Raw genomic sequence first — 19,356 nt, forward strand, 5'->3', positions numbered from 1 at the left:
GAATGGGCCCACATGGAAACCGCCAAACGCGTGCTGATCGTCGAGGACGATGCCCACATCGCCGAGCTGCTGCGCATGCACCTGCACGACGAGGGCTATGCCGTGACGCATGCGGCCGACGGCGACGCCGGTGCACGCGAGCTCGAGCGCGGCAGTTGGGACGCGCTGATCCTCGACCTGATGCTGCCGGGCATCGACGGCCTCGAGATCTGCCGCCGCGCCCGCGCCATGACGCGCTACACGCCGATCATCATCACCAGCGCGCGCTCGAGCGAGGTGCACCGCATCCTCGGGCTGGAGCTGGGCGCCGACGACTACCTGGCCAAGCCCTTCTCGGTGCTGGAGCTGGTGGCGCGCGTGCGCGCGCTGCTGCGGCGCACCGAGGCGATGGCGCGCAACGCACGCATGGAGTCGGGCCGGCTCGCGCTCGGCAACCTGGACATCGACCCGGTGGCGCGCGAGGTGTGGGTCGACCGCAAGCCGATCGAGCTCACGCCGCGCGAGTTCGACCTGCTGTACTTCTTCGCGCGCCATCCGGGCCGGGTGTTCTCGCGGCTCGACCTGCTCAACCAGGTCTGGGGCTACCAGCACGACGGCTACGAGCACACGGTCAACACGCACATCAACCGGCTGCGCATGAAGATCGAGGCCGACCCGGCCGAGCCGCGCCGCATCCTCACGGTCTGGGGGCGCGGCTACAAGCTGGCGCCCACCGACGCACCGGAGGCCGGCGCATGAAGGCCTGGTTCGCCTCGTCCAGCCTCTCGCACCGGCTGTCGGCCGTGTTCGCGGTGCTGCTGCTGGCCTGCTGCGGGGCCTCGGCCTGGCTGCAGTGGTCGGCCGGCGGGCGGCACGAGCAGGAGGTGACGCAACGCCTGTCGATGGGCCTGGCGGCCCACATCGCGGGCAATGCCGCACTGATGCGCGCCAACGGCCTCGACGACACGGCGGTGCACGCGCTGTTCGACCAGCTGATGGCGGTCAACCCCAGCGTCGAGGTCTACCTGCTGGGCACCGACGGCCGGATCGTCGCGCAGGCCGCACCGCCGGGCCATCTGAAGCGCGACCGCGTCGACCTGGCACCGATCCGTAAGCTGCTGGGCGGCGCGGCGCTGCCGGTCCTGGGCGACGATCCGCGCGGCGACGGCGCTCGCAAGGTCTTCAGCGCCGCGCCCCTGCAGGTCGACGGGCGCGCTGCGGGCTACGTCTACGTGGTGCTGTCGGGCGAGGACCGTGAGGCGGTGGCCGCCAACGTCGCGGCCGGCAGCGTGATGCGAACCACGCTGTGGTCGATGGCGCTGGTCGCGCTGCTGGGCCTGGTGGCGGGGCTGTTTGCGTTCCGGCTCATCACACGGCCGCTGCGCGAACTGACCGGCGCGGTCGAGCGCCTCGAGCGCGAGGGCGTGGCCGCGCTGGAGCAGGCCACGCCCGCGCTCGACCGCGTGGCGCGCACGGGCGGCGAGATTGGCATGCTGGGCCAGGCCTTCCAGAAGATGGCGCAGCGCATCGCCGAGCAATGGCGCGAGCTCACGGCGCAGGACCAGCAGCGGCGCGAACTGTTCGCCAACATTTCGCACGACCTGCGCACGCCGCTGACCTCGCTGCACGGCTACCTCGAGACGCTGCAGATGAAGGCCGACACGCTCGCGCCCGCCGAGCGCCGCCGCTACCTGGAGATCGCGCTGGGCCAGAGCCGCAAGGTCGGCCGGCTGGCGCAGGAGCTGTTCGAGCTGGCGCGGCTGGAGTACGGCGTGGTCAAGCCCGAGAAGGAGCGCTTCGCGCTGGCCGACCTGGTGCAGGACGTGTTCCAGAAGTTCGAGCTTGCGGCCGAGGCGCGGCGCCAGCGCCTGGTGGCCGACATCGCGCAGGGCCTGCCGGCCGTCCACGCCGACCTGGGCATGATCGAGCGCGTGCTGACCAACCTGCTGGACAACGCCATCCGCCACACGCCCGAAGGCGGCGAGGTCCGGGTCCGGCTGGCCGGCGAAGGGGCGGGCATCCGCGTCGAGGTCAGCGACACCGGCCCGGGCCTGCCGCAGGAACTGAAGCCCGTGATCTTCACCCGGCCCGCATTCGCGGCGGGCCGCCAGCGCGAGGGCGGGCTCGGGCTGATGATCGTCTGGCGCATCCTGCAGCTGCACGGCAGCGACATCCGGCTGGAGCCGCGCGAGGGGCGCGGCGCGGTGTTCACCTTCGGGCTGCAATAGAAGAAGCGCGATTGTTCTTGACTTGGAGTGCACTCGAACTTCGAGAATGCACGCCATGGACTCCCCCCTCAGCATCGACGAGGTCTCGCGCCGCACCGGCCTCACGGCGCACACGCTGCGCTACTACGAACGCATCGGCCTGATTGCGGCGGTGACACGCGCCGCCGGCGGCCAGCGCCGCTATGCGGCCGCGGACCTCGACTGGATCGGCTTCTTGCTGCGCCTGCGCGAGACCCGCATGCCGATCGCCCGGATGCAGGAATTCGCCCTCTTGCGCAGCCAGGGCGATGCCACGGCCGCGCAACGGCGGCAGATGATGGAAGCGCACCTGGCCGAGGTGCAGGCGTCCATCGCCGAGATGCAGCGCGCGGCCGGCATCCTGGCGGACAAGATCACGCACTACCGCGCCATCGAGCGCAGTCCTCATCCATTGAAAAAGGAAAAAGCAGCATGAAGCAACGCTCCATCGGCCACAGTGGCCTTCAGGTCGGGGCACTCGGCCTCGGCTGCATGGGCATGTCGGAGTTCTACGGCGAAACCGACGACACCCAGTCGCTGGCCACGCTCGAACACGCGCTCGACGCGGGCGTGACCCTGTTCGACACCGCCGACGCCTACGGCTTCGGTGCCAACGAGGAGCTGCTGGGCCGCTTCCTCCGGGGCAAGCGCGAGCGCGTCACGCTCGCCACCAAGTTCGGCCTGGTGCGCAAGCCCGGCAGCTACGAGCGCCGTGTCGACAACTCGCCGGCCTACATCCGCTCGGCCTGCGAGGCCTCGCTGCGCCGACTGGGCGTGGAGACCATCGACCTCTATTACATCCACCGGCTCAACCTCGAGACGCCGCTGGAGGATTCGATCGGCGCGCTGGCCGAGCTGGTCAAGGCCGGCAAGGTGCGTGCCATCGGGCTGTCGGAGGTGTCGCCCGACACGCTGCGCCGTGCGGCCGCGCTGCACCCGATCGCCGCGGTGCAGAGCGAATACTCGCTGTGGACGCGCGACCCCGAGCAGGGCGTGCTGCAGGCCTGCCGCGAGGTGGGTGCGGCCTTCTGCGCCTACAGCCCGCTGGGCCGGGGCTTTCTCACGGGTCAGGTCACGAGCGATTCGCTCGACGCCAAGGACTTCCGCCGCTCCAACCCGCGCTTCGCCGACGAGAACCTGCAGGGCAACCTGCGCATCGTCGAAACGGTCAAGGCGCTGGCGGCCGAGAAGGCCTGCACGCCGGCCCAGCTCGCGCTGGCCTGGCTGCTGGCCCAAGGCGATGACGTGATCCCGATCCCGGGCACCAAGCGCATCCGCTACCTCGACGACAACCTGGGCGCCTTGGACGTCGTGCTGTCGGCCGACGATCTGGCGCGCATCGGCGCGGCGCTGCCGATCGGCGTGGCGGCCGGTGGACGCTACACCGAAGAAGGCATGAAGGGCCTGAACGCTTGAGAACGTGTGAATGAGGCTGCGGCACCCCCCGGTGCCGCAGCTGCGGTGCGCACCGCAGGGGCGTGCGCCGCGCCCGAGCCCGGCGCTGGCTGGCTCGGCGTGTTCGCAGCGCTTCGTGCGCGCGCTTCGAGGTTCAGCGCACGCGCGTGGCCAGCTTGCGGTAGACCGTCGCGCGGCTGATGCCCAGCGTGCGCGCGGCCTCGGCCACGTTGCCGCGCGCGTCTTCGACCGCCTTGCGGATCAGCGCCGTTTCCACGTCGCGCAGCCGTGCCGGGGCCGCGGGCGCGGTGGCAGGGCGCATGGGCAGTTCCGGCCAGGCCTGCAGGCGCAGGCCGGACCACAGCGGGATCTCGAGCGGGCCGGCATGGCGGGCGCTGTCCCACAGCAGTCCGATCGGCAGGGCGAACAGCGTGTCGGCACCCGGCGCCGCCCCGGCGATGGGGCGCAGCGGGGCGTTCAGCATCTGCCGGGCCGCGGCATTGGCTGCCACCACGCGCGCCTCGCCATCGAGCGCGAGCAGGCCTTCGGATTCTTCGCCGCTGGCGCAACCCGGCCAGTTCAGGCGCAGCAGCAACGCGTGGGGCTGCGCGCGCACCAGCGCGTTCTCGATGCTGCGCGCCGACAGCGCGGCCAGGTGCCGCAGCTCGGGCCGCTCGATCGCCTGCACGCCGGTCAGGTCGAGCATGCCGATGCAGTCGCCCTGCGGCCCGAACAGCGGGGCGCCCGCGCAGCTGTAGATGCCGGTGTCGTCGAAGAAATGTTCGGCGCGGTGCAGCCAGACCGCGCTGTGCTCGGCCAGCGCCGCGCCGATGGCGGAGGTGCCGACGGCGCGCTCCGACAGGTCGACGCCCACGCGGGCGATGTCGCGCGCGCGGCGTGCCGCATCGTCGCTGCCGTCCGGCAGCGCGCCGATCTCGATCACCACGCCCTCGGCATCGGTCAGCAGCGCGAAGTAGCGCGTGTCGGCGATGGCGCGCGACAGCCGCGCGAGCACCGGCCGCGCCGCGCCGAGCAGTGCGCGGTGGCGCTCGTCGGCCTCGTGCACGGCAGCGCGCGCGACCGGCTCGAAGTTCAGGCGCTGCTGCGGCCGATGGCCGGCCGCCAGGCAGCGCTGCCAGGAGCGCAGCAGCCAGGGCTCGACCGGCGCGGCCAGGGCCACGTCCTCGCCATGGATGCACTGCCGCCGCGCCTGGGCGATGGCGAGAAGACGGCTGCCGTCGCGGGGCGGCAGGGTGGGCGTGGTGATCATCGTGTGCAGGCGTGGCGTGGGGCTGGAGCTGCGGCAGGGCGGGGTGTGAACCGTGGCGCACTGTTGCATTTTGAGAATATCGGCGCCGCCCTGCAAGCGGCGAGGGTTTTGCCTAGGGGTAGGCCTCCACCCCGCGCCCAAGATGGACTTTGCCCCAGCGGGGCCTGTGAACGCGATCCGCGGAAGCTGCGTGAACAGTTCCCCCCAGCCATCACCTATACGGAGACAGCCACATGCAGGTATCTTTCACCGTCAACGGCCGCGCGGCCACGGTCGACGCCCCGCCCAACACCTTCCTCGTGCACGCGATCCGCGAGCACCTGCACCTGACCGGCACCCATGTGGGCTGCGACACGGCCCAGTGCGGCGCCTGCACCGTGCATGTGAACGGCCGCGCCATCAAGTCCTGCAACGTGCTGGTGGCCCAGGTGGCGGGCGCCGAGATCACCACCATCGAGGGCGTGGCCCAGCCCGACGGCACCATGCACCCGATGCAGGCGGCCTTCAAGGAGTGCCACGGCCTGCAGTGCGGCTTCTGCACCCCGGGCATGGTGATGAGCGCCATCGACCTGTGCACCTACCACCCGAATTCGAGCGAGACCGAGATCCGCGCGCTGCTCGACGGCAACCTGTGCCGCTGTACGGGTTACCAGAACATCGTCAAGGCGGTGGTCATGGGGGGACAGAACATGACCGCGGCGGCCACCAAGCCCGTCGCGGCCTGAGGAGCACACCATGGGTGCATCCGATTTCGCCAAGCTCCCGCACATCGGCGAGGCGCTCCGCCGCAAGGAGGACTACCGCTTCCTGACCGGTGCCGGCAACTACACCGACGACGTGACCATGGCCGCGCAAAGCCATGCGATCTTCGTGCGCTCGCCGCACGCGCACGCCACCATCCGCTCGGTCGACACGGCCGAGGCCCTGAAGATGCCCGGCGTGATCGGCATCTTCAGCGGCAAGGACATCGAGGGCAAGATGGGCGGACTGCCCTGCGGCTGGCTGATCCACAACCCCGACGGCACGCCGATGAAGGAGCCGCTGCACCCGATCCTGGCGATCAAGAAGGTGCGCTACGTGGGCGACCACGTCGCGATGGTGGTGGCCGAGACCGTCGAGCAGGCCAAGAACGCGGCCGAGGCCGTGGTGGTCGACTACGACGTGCACACCGCGCTGGTCGGCGTGGCCGACGCCGCCAGGAAGCAGAGCGGCGTGACGATCCACGACGAGGCGCCCGACAACCAGTGCTACAAGTGGACGCTGGGCGACAAGGCCGGCGTCGACGCGGCCTTCGCCAACGCGGCGCACGTGACGAAGCTCGACCTGGTCAACAACCGGCTCATCCCCAACCCGATCGAGCCGCGCGTGGCCATCGGCAACTACAGCCGGGCGACCGAGGAGTACGTGCTCTACGTGTCGAACCAGAACCCGCACGTCGAGCGCCTGCTCATGACGGCCTTCGTGCTGGGCCTGCCCGAGCACAAGGTGCGCGTGATCGCGCCCGACGTGGGCGGCGGCTTCGGCTCCAAGATCTACCTCTACGCCGAGGACGTGTGCCTGACCTGGGCCGCCAAGCAGCTCAACCGCAGCATCAAGTGGACCGGCGAGCGCTCGGAGTGCTTCCTTTCCGACGCCCACGGCCGCGACCACGTGAGCCATGCGGAAATGGCGATGGACAAGGACGGCAAGTTCCTCGCGATGCGCGTGCACACCGACGCCAACCTGGGCGCCTACCTGTCGACCTTCTCCACGGCCATCCCGACCATCCTCTACGCCACGCTGCTGGCCGGCCAGTACGCCACGCCGCAGATCTACGTCGAGGTCGACGCCTGGTTCACCAACACCGCGCCGGTCGACGCCTACCGCGGCGCGGGCCGGCCCGAAGCCACCTACCTGGTCGAGCGCCTGGTGTCGCGCTGCGCCTGGGAGCTGAACCTGCCGCAGGACGAGATCCGGCGCCGCAACTTCATCACCAGCTTCCCCTACCAGACGCCGGTCGCGCTGCAGTACGACACGGGCGACTTCCCCGCCTTGCTCGACCGCGCGAACGAACTGGCCGAGGTTTCGGGCCTGGCCGCGCGCAAGGCCGAGAGCGAGAAGAAGGGCAAGCTGCGCGGCATCGGGTACAGCAGCTACATCGAGGCCTGCGGCCTGGCGCCGTCGAACGTGGCGGGCGCGCTCGGTGCGCGCGCCGGCCTGTTCGAAGCCGGCGAGGTGCGGGTGCACCCGACCGGCAGCGTGACGGTGTTCACCGGCTCGCACAGCCACGGCCAGGGCCACGAGACCACCTTCGCGCAGCTGGTGGCGGCGCGCCTGGGCATTCCGGTGGAGAACGTCGACATCGTGCACGGCGACACCGGCCGCGTGCCCTTCGGCATGGGCACCTACGGCTCGCGCTCGCTGTCGGTGGGCGGCACGGCGATCATGAAGGCGCTGGACAAGATCGAGACCAAGGCCAAGAAGATCGCGGCGCATTTGATGGAGGCCAGCGACGCCGACATCGAGTTCGCCAACGGCGAATTCACGGTCAAGGGCACCGACAAGAAGATCCCCTTCGGCCAGGTGGCGCTCACGGCCTACGTGCCGCACAACTACCCGCTCGACAAGCTCGAGCCCGGCCTCAACGAGACCGCCTTCTACGACCCGACCAACTTCACCTACCCGGCCGGCACCTACATCTGCGAGGTCGAGATCGACAAGGGCACGGGCGAGGTCACCATCGACCGCTTCACCGCGGTCGACGACTTCGGCACCATCATCAACCCGATGATCGTCGAGGGCCAGGTGCATGGCGGCATCGTGCAAGGCATCGGCCAGGCGCTGATGGAGAACTGCGTCTACGACAACGAGACCGGCCAGCTGCTCACCGGCAGCTTCATGGACTACGCGATGCCGCGCGCCCAGGACTTCCCCAACTTCAAGCTCGACACGCTGAGCACGCCCTGCACCCACAACCCGATCGGTTCCAAGGGCTGCGGCGAGGCCGGCGCCATCGGCTCGCCGCCGGCCGTGATCAACGCGGTGCTCGATGCGCTGGCGCCGCTGGGCGTCAAGGACTTCGACATGCCCGCGTCGCCGCACCGCGTGTGGGAGGCGATGCAGAAGGGCGCCACCACGCCGACCCAGCAGCCGCAGACCCCGTCGCTCGCCGCGAGCACCCAGGGCCGTCCGCCCGTCTGAACCCAGGAGCGACTTCCATGTACCCCTTTACCCTCGAACGTCCGGCCAGCGTGGCCGATGCCGCCAAGCTCGCCACCGCCGGCGGCAAGCCGCTGGCCGGCGGCCAGACCCTGCTGGCTTCCATGAAGCTGCGCCTCTCCGCGCCCGAACAGCTGGTCGACCTCAGCGGCATCGCCGCACTCGCCGGCATCAAGAAGGAAGGCGACGCCTTCGTGATCGGCGCCATGGCGCGCCACCTCGACGTGGCGAACCATGCCGACATCAAGGCGGCCTACCCGGCGCTGGCCGACCTGGCCTCGCGCATCGGCGACCGCCAGGTGCGCGCCATGGGCACCATCGGCGGCTCGGTCGCCAACAACGACCCGGCGGCCTGCTACCCGAGCGCCGTGCTGGCCTCGGGCGCAACCATCGTCACCGACCAGCGCGAGATCGCGGCCGACGACTTCTTCCAGGGCCTGTTCACCACCGCGCTGGCCGAGGGCGAGCTGATCACCGCGATCCGCTTCCCGATCCCCAAGCGCGCGCACTACGAGAAGCTGCGCCAGAAGGCCTCGCATTTCCCGCTGGTCGGCGTGTTCCTCGCGCAGTACGACGCCGGCGTGCGCGTGGCCATCACGGGCGCGGGCAACGGCGTGTTCCGCCACACCGGGCTGGAGGATGCGTTGAACCAGAGCTTCACGCCCGAGGCCGTGGCCGCGGTGAAGATCGATGCGAGCGACCTCAACAGCGACCTGCATGCCTCGGCGGCGTACCGGGCGAACCTGATCAGCGTGCTGACCCAGCGCGCCGTCAAGCAGGCCATCGGCTAGTCTTTGGGGATGACCGCCACGCCTTCTTCGACTTTCTCCTTTGCCAGCATCGATGCGGTGACCCTCGCCCTCCAGGGCGCGGGTTACTTCGCCGACCGCCGGCTCGCCACGGCCGTGTTCCTCGCGCTCAAGCTGCAGCGTCCGCTGCTGCTCGAGGGCGAGCCGGGCGTGGGCAAGACCGAGCTGGCCAAGGCGCTGTCGATCGCGCTGCAGCGCGAGCTGCTGCGCCTGCAGTGCTACGACGGCCTGGAGCAGCGCGAGGCGCTCTACGAATGGAACTACGCGGCGCAGCTGCTGCACATGCGCGCGGCCGAAGCCCACGGCGCGTCGAGCGACATCGAATCCGAGGTCTACCAGCCGCGCTACCTGATCCGCCGCCCGCTGCTGCAGGCGCTGCAGACGCCGGCCCCCGGCGCGGTGCTGCTGATCGACGAGGTCGACCGCGCCGACGAGCCCTTCGAGGCCTTCCTGCTCGAGTACCTGGGCGAGTACCAGGTGAGCATTCCCGAGCTGGGCACCGTGGCGGCCGTGGTGCCGCCGGTCACCATCCTCACCAGCAACCGCACGCGCGAGCTCAACGATGCGGTCAAGCGCCGCTGCCTCTACCACTGGCTCGACTACCCCGAGCGCGAACGCGAACTCGCGATCGTGCGGGCTCAGGTGCCCGAGGCCGGCGAGGCGCTGTCGCGCCAGGTGGCGGACTTCATCGGGCGGGTGCGCAGCGCGCCCTTCGCCAACGCCTTCCAGCGCGCCCCCGGCATCGCCGAGAGCGTGGAATGGGCGCGCGCGCTGGTCGCGCTCGATGCGCTGGTGCTCGACCCCGAGGTCGTGGTCGACACCGCGGGCATCCTGTTCAAGCAGCGCGACGACGTGGCCGCGGTGACGCAGGCGCTGGCGGCCGAGCTGCTGCAGCCGGAGGACGCGGGCGCCTGAACGCGCACGCCATCATGGAACAGATCGAACAGCTGGGTGACGCACGCCGCGGCAAGATGGCCGGCAACATCGCCGGCTTCGGCCGCGCGCTGCGCCGGGCCGGCGTGCCCACCGATGCGTCGCGCATCGCGCTCGCCACCGAGGCGGCGGTGCTGGTCGGCGTTGAGGCGCGCGACGACCTCTGCGCCGCGATGGAGGCCGTGATGGTCAGCCGCGAGCAGGACCGCGGCGTGTTCCGCGAACTGTTCGACGCCTGGTTCCGCGACCCCGAGCTGGCGAACAAGATGCTCGCCCAGATGCTGCCCAGCGCCGAGGGCAAGATGGAGCCGTCGAAGCGCCGCCCCCGGGTGCGCGAAGCCCTGGCCGCGCCGCGCGAGGCGGACCGGCCCGCGCAGAGCGAGCGCGAGGTGGACTTCGACGCGGCCATGACGGCCAGCGACCTGCAGCGCCTGCAGCATGCCGATTTCAACGCGCTGGGCGCGGCCGAATACCGTCTGGTCGAGCGGCTGGCACGCGACATCGCGCTGCCCGTGCCCACCTTGCCCTCGCGCCGCCTGCGCGTGGTGGCCGGCGGCGGCACGCATGCGCGCATGCACTGGCCCGGCGTGCTGCGCGAGGCGGCGCGCACGGGCGGCGAAATGCTGCGCCTGCCCCGGCTCGCGCGTCGCGCGCAGCCCTTGCCGCTGCTGGTGCTGATCGACGTGTCGGGCTCGATGGAGCGCTATGCACGGCTGCTGCTGGCCTTCCTGCACGCGGCCACGCGCCGCGCGGGCCGGCGCGATGTGTTCGCCTTCGGCACGCGCCTGACCGACCTGACGCCGGCCTTCGCCATCGCCGATGCCGACGCGATGCTGGCCGCGGCCAGCGCCGCCATCGACGATTTCGCCGGCGGCACGCGCCTGGGCGATTCGTTGCACGAACTTCGCCGCTCCCATGCGCGGCGGCTCACCGGGCGCCGCACCCTGGTGCTGGTGATCAGCGACGGCCTCGACACCGGCGAGCCGGCGGTGCTGGAGGACGAACTGCTCTGGCTCAAGCGGCACGCCCGGCGCGTGCTGTGGCTCAACCCCCTGCTGCGTTTCGAGGGCTATGCCCCCCTTGCGCGCGGTGCGGCCATCCTGCATCGCCATGCGGACGCGATGCTGGCGGTCCACAATCTCAACGCGCTCGGCCAGCTGGCCACGAGCCTGGCGACGCTGATGCGCGCCGGCCGATAGCGGCGCATCGCCCACGACAGAAGGAAGAACACCATGGAAATGCTCGGCAACCGCCGCCTCGGCGTCACGCAGCAACAGGCGTGGGAAGCGCTCAACGACCCCGAGACGCTGAAGAAGTGCATCCCGGGCTGCGACAAGTTCGAACTCACCGGCGACAACCAGTACAGCGTCACGGCCGCGGTCAAGGTCGGCCCGGTGTCGGCCAAGTTCACCGGCAAGGTCACGCTCGCCGACATCGCGCCGCCCGACGGCTACAAGCTCAGTTTCGAAGGGCAGGGCGGCGTGGCCGGTTTCGCCAAGGGCGCCTCGAGCGTCACGCTCAAGCCGGTGGCCGACGACCCCGGCGCCTGCGAACTCGACTACACGGTGCAGGCCCAGGTCGGCGGCAAGATCGCCCAGCTCGGCCAGCGCCTGATCGACGGCGCCGCCAAGTCCACCGCCGACGATTTCTTCAAGCGCTTCGATGCCGAGATGCAGCGCCGCTACGGCCCGGCGCCCGCCGAGGAGGAGGCGGGCGAAGAGAAGAAGGGCGCGGTGGCCGGCTTCATGCAGAAGATCGGCCTGGGCGGCAAGAAGGACGCCGACGCGAGCTGACACCGCCATGGAAAACCTCGACGTCATGGTGCTGCGCACGCTGCGCGACTGGCGCCGCGCCGGCCGGCGCGCGCTGCTCACGACCGTGGTGCGCACCTGGGGCTCGTCGCCCCGACCGGTGGGCTCGATCATGGCCCTGGCCGAAGACGGCGCGGTGGTCGGTTCGGTCTCGGGCGGCTGCATCGAGGACGACCTGATCGCGCGCTACAGCCGGCTGCACGGCGCGGCCGAGCCGATGCCGCCCGCCGGTGCGCCGGCGCTGGTCAAGTACGGCATCACGGCCGACGAGGCGCACCGCTTCGGCCTGCCTTGCGGCGGTACGCTGGAACTGCTGCTCGAGTACGACCCCGACGCCGCCTCGCTCGACACGCTGGTGGCCGCGCTCGAACGCGGGCAGCTGATGCAGCGCAGCGTGGCGCTGGCCGACGGCGGTGTTCGGCTGGCCGAATCGGCCGCGCCCGACGCCCTGCACGTCGACGACGAGGCCCTCACCAACACCTTCGGCCCCGAGTACCGCATGCTGCTGATCGGCGCGGGCCAGCTGGCCGAGTACCTGTCGACCATGGCCAAGTTCAGCGGCTTCGCGGTCACGCTGTGCGACCCGCGCGTGGAATACCGCAGCGCCTGGTCGGTGCCCGGCGTGGCGATCACGACCGAGATGCCCGACGACGCGGTGACAGCCTTCCGGCCCGACCGCCGCAGCTGCGTGGTGGCGCTCACGCACGATCCCAAGCTCGACGACCTGGCGCTGCTCGAGGCGCTGGTCAGCGACGCTTTCTATGTCGGCGCCATCGGCTCGCGGCGCAATGCCGAGGCACGGCGCGAGCGCATGGTCGAACACTTCGGCCAGACCGCGGCCTCGCTGGCGCGCCTGCGCGGCCCGATCGGCATCTACATCGGCAGCAAGACGCCGCCCGAGATCGCGGTGAGCGTGATGGCCGAGATCCTCGCGGTGAAGAACGCGGTCACGCTGCCGCGCGAGACCGAGGTGGCCAACGCCAAGGCCCTGCAGGAAGAAGCCGGTTGAGCGCCCTGGACTGCCGTTCGGATTGCGGTGCCTGCTGCACCGCCCCCTCGATCAGCAGCGCGATCCCCGGCATGCCGAACGGCAAACCCGCCGGCGTGCGCTGCGTGCAGCTCATGGCCGACCAGCGCTGCGCGATCTTCGGCCAGCCGGAGCGTCCCGCGTGCTGCGGCGGCCTGCAGCCGTCGCGCGAGATGTGCGGCGATTCGCGCGGCCAGGCGATGATCTGGCTCACCGAGTTGGAGCTGGCCACCGCGCCTTGAAATAAACGATGAACATGTCCTCGACACCCGTGATCGCCATCCACGGCGGCGCCGGCACCGTGCAGGCCTCGGCCCTCGATGCGGCCGCGGCCGCCGGCTACCACGACGCGCTCCAGGGCATCGTGCGGGCCGCGCAGAAGCTGTTGCGCGACGGCGGCACCGCGCTCGACGCGGTCTGCCTGGCCGTGGCGCTGCTCGAGGACTGCCCGCTGTTCAATGCCGGCCATGGCGCGGTGTTCACCGCCGATGCCACGCACGAACTCGATGCGGCGGTGATGGACGGCGCCGATCTGTCGGCCGGGGCGGTGGCCGGCGTGAGCCGGCTGCGCAACCCGGTGCGCGCGGCCCGTGCGGTGCGCGACGACGGCCAGCACGTGCTGATGGCCGGTGCCGGAGCCGAGACCTTCGCGATCGCGCGCGGCGTCGCGGCGGTCGACCCTTCGTATTTCTCCACGGCCTTCCGTCGCGAGCAACTGGACCGCGCCCGCGCGACTCGGCGCGTGGTGCTCGACCACGACGGTGCGCCGCTCGATGAAGACCGCAAGCTGGGCACGGTCGGCGCGGTGGCGCTGGATGTGCACGGCCACCTCGCGGCCGCCACCTCGACCGGCGGCATGACCAACAAGCGCGTGGGCCGCATCGGCGATTCGCCGCTGATCGGCGCCGGCACCTATGCTGACGACCGCGGCGCGGCGGTCTCGTGCACCGGCACCGGCGAGGCCTTCATCCGCATCGCGGCGGCCTACGACGTCAGCGCGCGCATGCGCTATGCGGGCGTGGGCCTGGCCGAAGCGGCCGAAACGGTGGTGCGGCAGAGCCTCACCGGCCTGGGCGGCAGCGGCGGCCTGATCGCGCTCGACGCCACGGGCCAGCTGTGCATGCCCTTCAACACCGAGGGCATGTACCGGGCCCATGCGCGCGGCAGCGAATCGCCGCAGAGCGCGATCCACCGCTAGCGCATCACTGGTACGCCGTGCTCAGCAGCCCCGGCGGCAGGGTCTTCAGCACCACCACTTCCGGCGCGACGGCGTAGACGGCTTCCAGCGTGGCTTCCAGCCCCGGGGTCATGTCGGGCGCGAACTGCTTGAGCAGGTCGCGACGCACCTGGGTCTTGAAGAAGGCCAGCGACTCGGGCGAGAGCTTGAGGCGCGCGCCGTGCTCGACCCAGACCTCCTCGTCCTTCATCAGCACCTGCACCGCGTCCTGGTAGGCGGCGACGAAGGCGCGCGCATTGCCGGGGTGCTGCCTGGCGTAGTCCTCGCGCATGCTGAACAGCAGGAAGGGCACGGTAGGCAGTCCCATCTGCTGCGTGAGCTCGCGGATGCTGACCATGCTGCGGTACCTGCCGCTCGCCAGCATCTCCGGCGTGAGCGAATTCCACATCTGCGTCGCGTCGAGGTCGCCCTTCTCGATCAGGCCGCGCAGCAGCGGCACCGCGCCTTCGCGCACCTCGACGTCCTTGCCCAGGTCCATCTTGTAGAGCTTCTGCGCGGCGGCCTGCATGATGATCCAGTCGAAGCCGGTCTTGTGGGCCACGCCGACGCGCTTGCCCTTGAGGTCGGCCAGCGTCTTGAGCGGCGAGTCCTTGGCCACCACCACGCTGTTCACATAGGTGAGGAAGGGCGCGATGCTGACCACCGGCGTGCCGGCGGCGCGCAGGCGGGCCGTGGCCAGCCAGTCGAACACCACCATCTCGGCGCTGCCGCTCTGAATGGCCGCGGTGGCCGATTTCTGGTCGGAGTAGGGCACCACCTCGAGGCGGATGCCGTGTTTCTTGTCGAAGCCGTATTTCTGGATCACGGCCGGGCCGATGCCCATCGTGCCGGCGGGGTTGATCATGATCCTCACGGTGCCGCCGTCGCCCGTGGGCTGTGCTTGTGCAGGGGCGCCGGCGGTGGCCAGCAGGGCGGCGGCCAGGCCACCGGCAAAGAGTCGGAGAAGGGTGCTTCGGTTCATGGTTTTCTCGGGGTGGGGGAAGGGGAGGTCGCGGCCACGTCCTTGCCGGCCTGCCGCTCGAGGCAGTGGATGACCTGCTTGCTGGCCTCGAACACGGCCGTGTCGTCGTAGGACCGGGGCCGGGGCGTGCCGCGCAGGTCGATCTCCTGCGTGATGGCGCCGCGACCCATGACCAGGATGCGGTCGGCCAGGAAGGCCGCCTCGTAGGCGTTGTGGCTCACGAAGACGACGGTGGTGCGGAAGCGTTCCCACAGCGCCAGCAGGCTCTGGCGCAGCGTGCGCGCGGTGAGCTCGTCGAGCGCGCTGAAGGGCTCGTCCAGCAGCAGGATGTCGGGGTCGATGCAGAAGGCGCGCGCGATCGCTGCGCGCTGCTGCATGCCGCCGGACAGCTGCGCCGGGTAGAAGTCGCGGAACTCGGCCAGGTTCACGGCCTCGAGCACGGTCGCGATGCGGCCCGCCCACTCGCTGCGCGCGAAGCCGCCGGCCTCGAGCACGAAGGCGAGGTTCTGCGTGAGGGTGAACCAGGGCAGCAGCCGCGGCTCCTGGAACACATAGGCCACGCGGAAGCCCGCGCCCAGCTGCTCGCCGATCGGGCGGCCCTGGATCGTCACGCTGCCGGTATGGGCGAGGTCGAGCCCCGCCACGATGTTGAGTAGCGTCGACTTGCCGCAGCCCGAGGGCCCGACCAGGCCCACCACCTCGCCCACGGCGATGCGCAGGTCGACGTCGGACAGCACCGTGCGGCGCACGCCGCCCGAATCGAAGGACTTGCTCAGGCCGGAGATCTGGATCTGTTCCATGGGGTTCCTTGCGGCGGGCGTCAACCGCGCCGCCATCTGAAGATGCGGCGCTCGAGCACGCCGAACACGCCGACCTCGATCACCAGCATCACGAGCACGAAGCACAGCGCATAGGCCAGCACGTTCGTCATGTCGAAGAGCTGGAAGTAGTACTCGATGCGAAAGCCCACGCCGTCGCCGCGCCCCAGCAGCTCGACGAACAGCACCATCTTCCAGACCAGCCCGAGCCCGAAGCGGGCCGAGGCCAGCAGCATGGGCGCGATCTGCGGCCCGACGACCGCGCGCGCGATCTGCGCGCGGCTGGCGCGAAACACCTGCGCCATCTTGAGCAGCCGGGTGTCGATGCTCTTGAGTCCCTCGCGGATGTTGATGGCGAGGAAGGGCACCACGGTCAGTGCCGCGCCCAGCACCGCGCCGCGCTCGTTCATGCCCACCACCATGTAGACGGTGAGCAGGGTGACGATCGCGGGCACCGTGATGCCGCACACGATCCAGACGCGGAAGAAGGCACCGGCGCTGCGCGAAAGCGCCATGGCCGTGCCGAGCGCGAGTGCCGCGCTCATGCCGATCGCGAAGGCCATGAGGATGCGGCCCAGCGTGACCGCGGTGTCGGTCCACAGTGCCTTCGTCTGCACCAGCGCGCCCATCGCGGCCAGCACGCGCAGGGGCGAGGGCAGCACGGCCGCAGGCAGCGCGAACGAGGCCAGCGACCAGAGCGCGAGCAGCGTGGCCGCGGAGGCCGCGGTCCAGCGTGCGTCGGCGCTTGCCTGCCGGAAGCGCGGGCTCATGCCTGTACCTCCACGCGGCCGGCCACCACGCGCACCGGGAAGGTCTGCACGGCCTCGGTCGCGGGTGCGCAGCGCGCCGCGCCGGTGCGGATGTCGAAGGTTCCCTGGTGCAGCGGGCACTCGACGCAGCCGTCCTCGATGTAGCCCTCCGAGAGGCGGGCATTGCCGTGGGTGCAGCGGTCGGCCAGCGCGTGCAGGTCCTCGCCGAGCCGGAACACCACCACCTCGCGTTCGGCTACGCGCACGGGCCACGAGGCGCCGTCGGGAAAATCGTCGGGCTCGCCGACGTCATGCCATGGAGTCATGCCGGGCCTCAGATCGGGGTGGCGAGCAGCTCGGGGATGCCGTAGCTGTCGAGGATGACGGTGCGCTCGCGGAACAGCGCGCTCTCGCCGGCCAGTTCGATCCAGTCGAGGTAGACGCCGGTGGCGAAAGGCTTGCTCACGCCCGACTGGTCCGACTGCATCACCAGGAACTGCGTGCGCGCGCGCAGCGTGCCGTCGTCCGCCGGTGGCTCGACCAGCGGCGGCGACATCAGGTGCCGGTCGAAATGGATGTTGTAGATGTTGGCGGTGCGCAGCGACACCACGCGGTCTTCCATCATCGCGACACCCACACAATCGATCAGGCAGGCGGGCAGGCCGCGCGCATGGTTCTCGCGCGGGATCACGCGGTAGCGGCCATCGGGCACGAAGAAGGTGGGCCACAGCTCGAGCGCATCGTCGTCGATGGCATGGGCGTAGCGCAGCTGGAGCGCCAGCACGCGGTCGTGGGCGTTCATGCCGACACCTCCGGCGCGAAGCCCATGGTGTGCGCGTACTGCTGCCACAGGCCGCGGGTGCAGACTTCCGTCACCACATGGTCGGCATCGACGATCGGGCCGCGGCCGCCCATCTCGATGAAGGAGGTCGCGTCGGGCTTCTCGCCGCGGATGGATTGCTGCACCAGCCGGATCGCCTCGCCGTCCTCCATCGAGATGTAGCCCGCGGGGCCGACCAGGTTGAGCTGCTGCAGGCGCGCCGCGGTGCGTTCGGCGGCATCGTCCTCGAAGCCGAAGTAGGTCCAGTAGAGTTCCATCGCATCGCGCCCCAGCGGCCGCACCTGGCGCGTGGCGAAGGTGTTGAGGATCTGGTGGATCACCATGTTGGGGAACACCGAGACGATCAGGTTGCCGATGCCGTCGTGGAAGTCGGGCGTCCACTGCAGCAGCCCGGGCGCCTTGAGCGCGAAGTCGGCCTGGTACTTGTTGTCTGTTCCCTTGTACGCCTCGAGCACGCTCTCCTGGTTGTCGGTGTTGGTGATCGAGTAGACGACCGCGTGGCCGCCGCCGGGGCTCACCAGCGTATGGCCCTTCTGCGTCGAGCGGTAGACGCCGAAGGTCGCCATGAAGGTGTGCAGCAGGCCCGCGTGGTACGGGTCCTTGATGTTCTCGAAGTAAAGCTTCCAGTTGGCCGAGATGCGCTGGCGGTGGTAGCCCAGCACCTTCAGCGGCTTGACGAAGATGCGGTCGATGTGGGTCACGATGTGGGCGCCCAGGTAGTCGAGCAGCGGTGGCGCCTCGTCGGAGAAGCTGCCGAAGACGAGGCCCTTGTAGAGCGCGACCCTCAGCTTCTCCAGCCCATGCTCGGCCGGCTTGAAGTCCTTGGGATAGCCGCCGCAGCCGTTCAGCCCGCGGCGGTAGGGAACGCCGCAGAGCTCGCCGCTGCTGTCGTAGTTCCACTGGTGGTAGATGCAGGCATGGCCGTCGGCCTTGCCGAACTCCTGGCGCACCACGGTGGCGCCGCGGTGCGCGCAGCGGTTGACGAAGGCCGTGACCTTGCCCTCGGCATTGCGCGAGACCACCACCGGCACGTTGCCGATCTGCACCGTCTTGAACGAGCCCGTCTCGGGCACCTCGGCCTCGAGCGCGAGGTAGTTCCAGGTCGGGCCGCGGAAGACGCGCGCCATCTCGCGCTGGTAGATGGCCTCGTCGGTGAACACCCGGTAGGGTGTGCGCGTGTAGTCGGCGTTGGGCCAGCGGAACTGGTCGAGCGGGTCTGCCGCGGCTTCGACGCGCAGCGGGATGTCGGCGAGCTTCATGCGTGCGCCTTCGCGGCGCCGGCGAAGGCGCTCCAGCGTTCGACGAAGAGCTCCGGCTGCTCGACGTAGGGCGCGTGGCCCACGTCGGCCATCACCGGCAGTTCGCCCAGGCCCAGCGCGTTGGCGGTGGCATGGCCGATCGACAGCGGCACCATGCGGTCGTGCGCGCCCCACAGCAGGCCGACCGGCAGGGTGCGGGCGAGGCCGACCAGCGCATCGCTCACGAGTTCGCTGTTGAGGCGCTCGACGATGTAGTCGCCCAGCGCGCTCAGCGCCTCGAGCGCGCCGGCGGAGCCGTTGATGAGCGACTCCTCGATGATCAGGTCCTCGGTCGCGAAGGAGCTGTCGATGAAGACGTTGGCCAGCTTGGCGCGCACGCCTTCGATCGACACGTTGCGCACGCCGCGGCGGATCGCCTCGCCGGTCTCGGGCGTCATCGGCGCCAGGCCCAGCGGCGCCACCAGGTAGAGGCTGTCGCACCGCGCCGGCGCGGCCAGGGCCGCCAGCGCGGCGACATGGCCGCCGAGGGAGGTGCCGACGATGTGCGCGCGGGAGAGCTCCAGCGCATCGAGCACGCCCAGGCTGAAGCGCGCGAGACCGGAAGCGCTGTAGTCGAAATCGGTCGGCTTGTCGGCCAGGCCATGGCCGGGCAGGTCGAAGGCGATGGCGCGAAAGCCCAACGCGGCCGTGTGTTCCAGCACGGCGCGCCAGCGGTCGGCGCGGGTCGACAGGCCGTGGACGAAGAGCACGGCCGGGCCTGTGTGGCCGGCCTGGAGCACGCGCGTCGTGACTCCGGCGATGGTGAGGGGGAACTGCATCATGG

The 19,356-nt window shown here is 70.5% G+C and carries 21 protein-coding genes; 13 read left to right on the forward strand and 8 right to left on the reverse strand.

Annotated features, from left to right (window positions below; genetic code table 11):
- The first annotated feature begins 12 nt into the window (after positions 1-12).
- From K0H49_RS27355 to K0H49_RS27370, 4 genes are read left to right on the forward strand one after another with little or no spacing between them, the layout of a single operon-like run.
- On the forward strand, positions 13-738 hold the full coding sequence (locus tag K0H49_RS27355; RefSeq protein ID WP_219219590.1) for a response regulator transcription factor: 726 nt from the start codon (positions 13-15) through the stop codon (positions 736-738).
- Positions 735-2,207 carry a sensor histidine kinase gene (locus K0H49_RS27360; protein WP_219219593.1) on the forward strand — a complete coding sequence of 491 codons (1,473 nt, stop codon included), beginning with the start codon at positions 735-737 and terminating at the stop codon, positions 2,205-2,207. The genes K0H49_RS27355 and K0H49_RS27360 overlap by 4 nt, the downstream gene beginning before the upstream one ends.
- Before the next feature lie 55 nt (positions 2,208-2,262).
- Entirely contained in the window at positions 2,263-2,661 is a 399-nt protein-coding gene (locus K0H49_RS27365; RefSeq protein WP_219219595.1) for a MerR family transcriptional regulator, read from the forward strand.
- Complete coding sequence (locus K0H49_RS27370) at positions 2,658-3,641, forward strand: aldo/keto reductase (RefSeq protein WP_219219597.1); 984 nt, start codon at positions 2,658-2,660, stop codon at positions 3,639-3,641. The genes K0H49_RS27365 and K0H49_RS27370 overlap by 4 nt, the downstream gene beginning before the upstream one ends.
- 133 nt (positions 3,642-3,774) lie before the next feature.
- Here the strand turns inward: K0H49_RS27370 and K0H49_RS27375 are convergent, their stop codons facing one another.
- Positions 3,775-4,890, reverse strand: coding sequence for a helix-turn-helix domain-containing protein (locus K0H49_RS27375; RefSeq protein ID WP_219219599.1), 1,116 nt, complete (start codon positions 4,888-4,890; stop codon positions 3,775-3,777).
- A 233-nt stretch (positions 4,891-5,123) separates the two neighbouring features.
- Between K0H49_RS27375 and K0H49_RS27380 the strand changes: the two genes are divergently transcribed.
- From K0H49_RS27380 to K0H49_RS27420, 9 genes are read left to right on the forward strand one after another with little or no spacing between them, the layout of a single operon-like run.
- Entirely contained in the window at positions 5,124-5,615 is a 492-nt protein-coding gene (locus tag K0H49_RS27380) for a (2Fe-2S)-binding protein (protein WP_219219601.1), read from the forward strand.
- A gap of 10 nt (positions 5,616-5,625) precedes the next feature.
- Positions 5,626-8,070, forward strand: a complete 2,445-nt coding sequence (locus K0H49_RS27385; protein WP_219219603.1) for a xanthine dehydrogenase family protein molybdopterin-binding subunit — start codon at positions 5,626-5,628, stop codon at positions 8,068-8,070.
- Between the two features lie 17 nt (positions 8,071-8,087).
- Positions 8,088-8,879, forward strand: a complete 792-nt coding sequence (locus tag K0H49_RS27390; RefSeq protein ID WP_219219605.1) for an FAD binding domain-containing protein — start codon at positions 8,088-8,090, stop codon at positions 8,877-8,879.
- Between the two features lie 9 nt (positions 8,880-8,888).
- The gene (locus K0H49_RS27395) at positions 8,889-9,812 is read left to right on the forward strand and encodes an AAA family ATPase (protein WP_219219607.1); all 924 of its coding nucleotides are present in this window, start codon (positions 8,889-8,891) and stop codon (positions 9,810-9,812) included.
- A 14-nt stretch (positions 9,813-9,826) separates the two neighbouring features.
- Positions 9,827-11,029, forward strand: a complete 1,203-nt coding sequence (locus tag K0H49_RS27400; RefSeq protein WP_219219609.1) for a vWA domain-containing protein — start codon at positions 9,827-9,829, stop codon at positions 11,027-11,029.
- Between the two features lie 33 nt (positions 11,030-11,062).
- A complete protein-coding gene (locus K0H49_RS27405) occupies positions 11,063-11,623 on the forward strand; it encodes a CoxG family protein (protein ID WP_219219611.1) in 561 nt (186 codons plus the stop codon).
- Between the two features lie 7 nt (positions 11,624-11,630).
- Positions 11,631-12,650 carry an XdhC family protein gene (locus K0H49_RS27410; protein WP_219219613.1) on the forward strand — a complete coding sequence of 340 codons (1,020 nt, stop codon included), beginning with the start codon at positions 11,631-11,633 and terminating at the stop codon, positions 12,648-12,650.
- Positions 12,647-12,910: a YkgJ family cysteine cluster protein gene (locus K0H49_RS27415; RefSeq protein ID WP_219219615.1), complete on the forward strand. Its 264-nt coding sequence runs from the start codon at positions 12,647-12,649 to the stop codon at positions 12,908-12,910. Before K0H49_RS27410 ends, K0H49_RS27415 begins: the two co-directional genes overlap by 4 nt.
- Before the next feature lie 14 nt (positions 12,911-12,924).
- Positions 12,925-13,866: an isoaspartyl peptidase/L-asparaginase family protein gene (locus K0H49_RS27420; RefSeq protein ID WP_374122436.1), complete on the forward strand. Its 942-nt coding sequence runs from the start codon at positions 12,925-12,927 to the stop codon at positions 13,864-13,866.
- Positions 13,867-13,870: 4 nt separating this feature from the next.
- Here K0H49_RS27420 and K0H49_RS27425 read toward each other — a convergent pair whose 3' ends face one another.
- Genes K0H49_RS27425 through K0H49_RS27455 form a run of 7 tightly spaced genes read right to left on the reverse strand, consistent with a single transcriptional unit; the run spans position 13,871 to position 19,354 of the window.
- Positions 13,871-14,866: an ABC transporter substrate-binding protein gene (locus tag K0H49_RS27425; protein WP_219219619.1), complete on the reverse strand. Its 996-nt coding sequence runs from the start codon at positions 14,864-14,866 to the stop codon at positions 13,871-13,873.
- Positions 14,863-15,666, reverse strand: a complete 804-nt coding sequence (locus K0H49_RS27430) for an ABC transporter ATP-binding protein (RefSeq protein WP_219219620.1) — start codon at positions 15,664-15,666, stop codon at positions 14,863-14,865. The genes K0H49_RS27425 and K0H49_RS27430 overlap by 4 nt, the downstream gene beginning before the upstream one ends.
- Positions 15,667-15,686: 20 nt before the next feature.
- Positions 15,687-16,454 (reverse strand): ABC transporter permease, encoded by a 768-nt coding sequence (locus K0H49_RS27435; RefSeq protein ID WP_219219622.1) that lies wholly within the window; start codon positions 16,452-16,454, stop codon positions 15,687-15,689.
- Positions 16,451-16,759 (reverse strand): non-heme iron oxygenase ferredoxin subunit, encoded by a 309-nt coding sequence (locus K0H49_RS27440; protein WP_219219624.1) that lies wholly within the window; start codon positions 16,757-16,759, stop codon positions 16,451-16,453. Before K0H49_RS27440 ends, K0H49_RS27435 begins: the two co-directional genes overlap by 4 nt.
- An 8-nt stretch (positions 16,760-16,767) precedes the next feature.
- Positions 16,768-17,235, reverse strand: a complete 468-nt coding sequence (locus tag K0H49_RS27445; protein WP_219219626.1) for an aromatic-ring-hydroxylating dioxygenase subunit beta — start codon at positions 17,233-17,235, stop codon at positions 16,768-16,770.
- Positions 17,232-18,533: a Rieske 2Fe-2S domain-containing protein gene (locus K0H49_RS27450; RefSeq protein ID WP_219219627.1), complete on the reverse strand. Its 1,302-nt coding sequence runs from the start codon at positions 18,531-18,533 to the stop codon at positions 17,232-17,234. The genes K0H49_RS27445 and K0H49_RS27450 overlap by 4 nt, the downstream gene beginning before the upstream one ends.
- A complete protein-coding gene (locus tag K0H49_RS27455) occupies positions 18,530-19,354 on the reverse strand; it encodes an alpha/beta fold hydrolase (protein ID WP_219219629.1) in 825 nt (274 codons plus the stop codon). Before K0H49_RS27455 ends, K0H49_RS27450 begins: the two co-directional genes overlap by 4 nt.
- Between the last annotated feature and the right edge of the window lie 2 nt (positions 19,355-19,356).

The organism is Variovorax boronicumulans, assembly GCF_019352895.1.
GTDB classification, from domain to species: domain Bacteria; phylum Pseudomonadota; class Gammaproteobacteria; order Burkholderiales; family Burkholderiaceae_C; genus Variovorax; species Variovorax boronicumulans_A.

Excerpts from the sequence above, each read along its gene's own strand:
- K0H49_RS27355 (WP_219219590.1), top strand. The coding sequence starts at position 13 with ATGGAAACCGCCAAACGCGTGCTGATCGTCGAGGACGATGCCCACATC.
- K0H49_RS27360 (WP_219219593.1), top strand. The coding sequence starts at position 735 with ATGAAGGCCTGGTTCGCCTCGTCCAGCCTCTCGCACCGGCTGTCGGCC.
- K0H49_RS27365 (WP_219219595.1), top strand. The coding sequence starts at position 2,263 with ATGGACTCCCCCCTCAGCATCGACGAGGTCTCGCGCCGCACCGGCCTC.
- K0H49_RS27370 (WP_219219597.1), top strand. The coding sequence starts at position 2,658 with ATGAAGCAACGCTCCATCGGCCACAGTGGCCTTCAGGTCGGGGCACTC.
- K0H49_RS27375 (WP_219219599.1), bottom strand. The coding sequence starts at position 4,890 with ATGATCACCACGCCCACCCTGCCGCCCCGCGACGGCAGCCGTCTTCTC.
- K0H49_RS27380 (WP_219219601.1), top strand. The coding sequence starts at position 5,124 with ATGCAGGTATCTTTCACCGTCAACGGCCGCGCGGCCACGGTCGACGCC.
- K0H49_RS27385 (WP_219219603.1), top strand. The coding sequence starts at position 5,626 with ATGGGTGCATCCGATTTCGCCAAGCTCCCGCACATCGGCGAGGCGCTC.
- K0H49_RS27390 (WP_219219605.1), top strand. The coding sequence starts at position 8,088 with ATGTACCCCTTTACCCTCGAACGTCCGGCCAGCGTGGCCGATGCCGCC.
- K0H49_RS27395 (WP_219219607.1), top strand. The coding sequence starts at position 8,889 with ATGACCGCCACGCCTTCTTCGACTTTCTCCTTTGCCAGCATCGATGCG.
- K0H49_RS27400 (WP_219219609.1), top strand. The coding sequence starts at position 9,827 with ATGGAACAGATCGAACAGCTGGGTGACGCACGCCGCGGCAAGATGGCC.
- K0H49_RS27405 (WP_219219611.1), top strand. The coding sequence starts at position 11,063 with ATGGAAATGCTCGGCAACCGCCGCCTCGGCGTCACGCAGCAACAGGCG.
- K0H49_RS27410 (WP_219219613.1), top strand. The coding sequence starts at position 11,631 with ATGGAAAACCTCGACGTCATGGTGCTGCGCACGCTGCGCGACTGGCGC.
- K0H49_RS27420 (WP_374122436.1), top strand. The coding sequence starts at position 12,925 with ATGTCCTCGACACCCGTGATCGCCATCCACGGCGGCGCCGGCACCGTG.
- K0H49_RS27425 (WP_219219619.1), bottom strand. The coding sequence starts at position 14,866 with ATGAACCGAAGCACCCTTCTCCGACTCTTTGCCGGTGGCCTGGCCGCC.
- K0H49_RS27430 (WP_219219620.1), bottom strand. The coding sequence starts at position 15,666 with ATGGAACAGATCCAGATCTCCGGCCTGAGCAAGTCCTTCGATTCGGGC.
- K0H49_RS27435 (WP_219219622.1), bottom strand. The coding sequence starts at position 16,454 with ATGAGCCCGCGCTTCCGGCAGGCAAGCGCCGACGCACGCTGGACCGCG.
- K0H49_RS27440 (WP_219219624.1), bottom strand. The coding sequence starts at position 16,759 with ATGACTCCATGGCATGACGTCGGCGAGCCCGACGATTTTCCCGACGGC.
- K0H49_RS27445 (WP_219219626.1), bottom strand. The coding sequence starts at position 17,235 with ATGAACGCCCACGACCGCGTGCTGGCGCTCCAGCTGCGCTACGCCCAT.
- K0H49_RS27450 (WP_219219627.1), bottom strand. The coding sequence starts at position 18,533 with ATGAAGCTCGCCGACATCCCGCTGCGCGTCGAAGCCGCGGCAGACCCG.
- K0H49_RS27455 (WP_219219629.1), bottom strand. The coding sequence starts at position 19,354 with ATGATGCAGTTCCCCCTCACCATCGCCGGAGTCACGACGCGCGTGCTC.